We start from the raw sequence: 3,878 nt of genomic DNA on the forward strand, positions 1-3,878 counted from the left end.
ACAGGGCTCCCGAGGCCGTCTGTTTACTCAGGCTCGATTCCAGCCGCGTGAGTTGCTGTTGGTAGAAATTTTCGCCGCCGCCGGCAAACTCGTTGTTGAGCACCCGGTCGTTGTCTTAGTGAAACAGGTCGCCGTTGACCTGCGCATCAAATTCGCTCAGCGCCGCTTCGACGCCGCTGGTCGGATCGGTTGCCTGAATCGCCGGTCCATAAATGGTCGGCGTTAATCCCGGCGTTTGTACCACACGGGCACCCAGGTCACGCAGCACTGTGGAGTTGGCCAATGCGATCTGAACCGCCTGATCGATCGTCAGATCCCAGGGCTGGGGTGCCGCGGTCCCGGGCGACGCAGCCTCACGAATGGAGAACGGCGTGTTGGCACCGAGCGGGGCATCGCTCTGGACCACGTCGTTCAGATTCGGCTGCGCGATCGTGACCTCCGCCAAAATGCTCGACACCGCCGCAGACGGCACCGAAACACGGGTCGCGCAACCGACAATTGCCAGCAGGGAGATCGCGCAAAGGCTGTAGTTCGTGATGCTCCTACACGTCATCGGAGGTCTAATTGTTTCCGTAGCGTTTGCGAATCGTTCCGTGGTACGATGGTAGCCCCGTGTCGTAGATCGGCATCAAGACGGCCGAAATAGATTCTGTTTTCGGCAAAGACGCTCTTTTTGATACATTCGCAATAGGCGACCTAGACCCCCTATTTTATCGTAAAGGTCGATTTCAATTGGCAGACAGTGTGACGTCCTCCCCGGAACAATGCGGCGAAGAGTGGGGCGAGATCGAGCAGTTTGTTGCCGAGATTTCCGAGCTTTCCCAGGCTTCCGATTCACTTCACGCGTTCGCCAGCGAAGCACTTGAGCGAACCGTTGAACTGCTCGGTGCCTCCGGCGGCAGTGTTTGGATGGTCGACGACGCCGCAGGGTTTCAGTCGCTGTGCCAGGTGAAGGTCGACTCGGACTTGCCGGATGCCGCTTTGATCGCTGGTGAACACCACACACGATTGTTGCGTTCGGTGCTCGACAGCAGTCGTCAGCAGTCGGCCGCATTGCCCCACACCACCGAACCGGGCGACCGGCCCCAGAGAACTCCGTCACGGCGCGGCGGCGTCCACGAAACGTACTTTTGGACCGGTTCACCGCTGCGGATGGACCGGGGCGTGATCGGCGTCCTCGAAGTCGTTCAATCCAACTCGGTCAGCCCCGCGGCGCGAACGGGAAGCGAACGGCTGCTGGCAATCGTCGCCGATTTGGCGGGCGACTTCTTGCGGCGACAGCGGCTGAAAGATCTTCAATCGGCGGTCGATCGCTGGCGTCAATATGAAGCGTTGTGCCAGCGTGCGCATGCGAGTTTGGACTTGCGCGACACGGCGTATCAATTGGTCAACGACGGGCGCTGGTTCATCGGCTGTGACCGGGTCAGTTTACTGGTTCCCCTGCGTGGTCGCTTGACCGCGATGGCGACCAGCGGCGTCGACACGCTCGATCGCCGCTCGGACCTGGTGCGTTCGATGGAAGAACTGGCCAAAGCGGTCGAGCCCTCGCGACAGTGGTTGCGTTACCGGGGGACGACCGATCAGTTCCCGCCTCAATTGGAACGCCCCCTGTGTGCGTTTGCCGACGATTCCCACTCGCAATCCATCGATGTGGTGCCGCTGTTGGCGGCGAGCGACGTCTCGGGCGATGCGGCGGGCAATGCGGCGGGCAATGCGACGGAATCACTGGTCGGCATGTTGGTATTGGAAACATTCGACGCTTCGAACAACCCGGATGCGGAAGAGCGGATCGTTCGCATCGCCAACCTCTGCAGTTCTGCGCTGCGCAACGCGATCGACTACCAATCGCTGCCTATGCTGTCGTTGGCTCGTTGGCTACGCCGGACGATCCGTTATGGCGGACTGCAACGACGAAAACTGGTGATCGCCACGGTGGCCGTGGTGCTAACGATCTTGGCGCTGCGGGTGATTCCGGCGACCCACTACGTGGCAGCCGAAGGGGAAGCGCAACCGCTGATCCGACGCAATATCTATGCGCCCGTGGATGGTGAAGTGGTCGAGGTGCGTGGCGGGCACGATGAATCGGTCACCGCCGACCAGATCCTGGTGGTGCTCCGCAGCCGAGATTTGGAACTGGAACTGGAACGGTTGCAGGGCGAGTACCAGACCACAGAGAAACGATTGTTGGCGATCGCGTCGGCGCGTGTTCAAACCGGGTTTAACGAGACGTCCGCGCGAATTCCAGGTCAGTTGGCTGCCGAAGAACAAGAATTGAAACAGCAACTGGCGAGTTTGCAGACCCAGATCGCGTTGGTCCGCAAACAGCGCGACAGCTTGGAAGTACGCAGTCCGATCGGCGGGCGAATTCTGACCTGGGATCCCGAAGACTTGTTGGCCGATCGCCCCGTCCAACGGGGGCAACTGTTGGTCAGCGTCGCGGACCTGTCCGGCCCCTGGGTGCTGGAATTGTTGGTCCCCGATCGCAGCGCCGGCCACGTGATCTCGGCCCAGCGAATCGAGGACGCCCCCCTGGACGTTTCGTTCACACTGGCGACCGGCAGCTCACCGACGTATCGTGGCAGCTTGAAGCAGATCGCCGGACGCACCGAAGTGCTGGACCAACAACAGGCTTCGACTCGGGTACTGGTTTCAGTGCCGAGCGAAGCGGTGGAGTTGCTGCGACCGGGAACGACGATCAAGGCGAAATTCGATTGCGGCCGTCGATCGTTGGGCTTCGTCTGGCTGCACGACCTGTTTGAGACGGTCCGAGGATGGATTTTATTTTGAACCTGTTGAATCACGAACGGGATAGACGGATGAAGAACGGGAAACCGATCGGCATGTTTCACCTGGCCTTGTGGACGATCATGCTCGCATCCACTTCCGTCGTTGCCTCGGCCGAAACGATCGGGGTGGATTCGGTGCTGATTCGATTGATCGATCAAGTCGACGTGCCCGCTCGGGCGGTCGGCTCGCTGGTCCAGGTCCATGCATCGGAAGGCAAGCTGGTCGAGAAGGGAGATCTGCTCGCACAAATCGACGACACCGAAGCCCAGTTGGACTACAAGCGTGCGACGTTTGAATTGGACATCGCGATGCGCGACGCTGAAAACGATGTCGCGGTCCGATCGGCCATGAAGACACGGGTCTATTCACAGGCCCATTTCGATCGACTGGTGCGAGCCGACGCCGCACAGCCGCGAAGTGTTTCTCAGTCGGAACTGGAAAAGGCGCGACTGGATGCGGAACAGGCGGAAATTGAGATTGAAAAAGCGCGCAGCGAACTCCAAAACGCCAAGACGAAAAGAGACTTGATGGCCAACGCGCTCGCCATGGCTGAACGAAACATCGAGGTGCGGCGCATTTTGGCGCCGCAGAGCGGAGAGGTGGTCGAAGTGTTGCGTCACGTGGGAGAGTGGGTAACGCCCGGCGAAAAGATCTTTCGCATCGTCAGCATCAAACGATTGCGCGCAGAAGGATTTGTCCAAGCGAGCCAGGTCACCGAAGCGTTGAAGGGAATGCCGGTTCGGGTCGTGCCGCACGACGAACACGATACCGCGCAGTCCTATTCGGGAACGATCGTGTTCGTCAGTCGCGAGATCGACCCGGTCAACGGCCAAGTTCGTATCTGGGCCGAGGTCGACAACCACGACGGACGATTGCAACCCGGCCATCGCGCTCGAATGTCGATCATCACGGATTGACCCTGGGGTGCCGCGGAAAAGGGGTCAGGTAACAAAAATGCGAAGCACCCGTCGGGCCATTGGGTTTTTGGTACCTGACCCCTTTTCCGCTCGACAAACGCAACCCTTCATTCAAATCGGAACAGAGCACCAGGGAGACGAGCGAAGTGTCGACCGACAGTGAATCATCGGCGG

Annotated in this window: 3 protein-coding genes; 2 read left to right on the forward strand and 1 reads right to left on the reverse strand. The window is 59.8% G+C overall.

The window, feature by feature from the left end; all coding sequences use genetic code 11:
• Window positions 1-115 precede the first annotated feature (115 nt).
• Window positions 116-553: a hypothetical protein gene (locus ABX749_RS25115; RefSeq protein ID WP_372898414.1), complete on the reverse strand. Its 438-nt coding sequence runs from the start codon at window positions 551-553 to the stop codon at window positions 116-118.
• A gap of 179 nt (window positions 554-732) precedes the next feature.
• On the opposite strand from ABX749_RS25115, the gene ABX749_RS25120 reads away from it, so the two are divergent.
• A complete protein-coding gene (locus tag ABX749_RS25120; protein ID WP_372898415.1) occupies window positions 733-2,787 on the forward strand; it encodes an efflux RND transporter periplasmic adaptor subunit in 2,055 nt (684 codons plus the stop codon).
• 29 nt (window positions 2,788-2,816) lie between these two features.
• Complete coding sequence (locus ABX749_RS25125) at window positions 2,817-3,704, forward strand: efflux RND transporter periplasmic adaptor subunit (RefSeq protein WP_372898417.1); 888 nt, start codon at window positions 2,817-2,819, stop codon at window positions 3,702-3,704.
• Window positions 3,705-3,878: the final 174 nt, after the last annotated feature.

This window comes from Stieleria sp. (assembly GCF_041595215.1).
GTDB lineage: Bacteria > Planctomycetota > Planctomycetia > Pirellulales > Pirellulaceae > Stieleria > Stieleria magnilauensis.

Bases quoted from the DNA above. Each gene is read 5' to 3' on its own strand.
- ABX749_RS25115 (WP_372898414.1), bottom strand. From the start codon at position 553: ATGACGTGTAGGAGCATCACGAACTACAGCCTTTGCGCGATCTCCCTG.
- ABX749_RS25125 (WP_372898417.1), top strand. From the start codon at position 2,817: ATGAAGAACGGGAAACCGATCGGCATGTTTCACCTGGCCTTGTGGACG.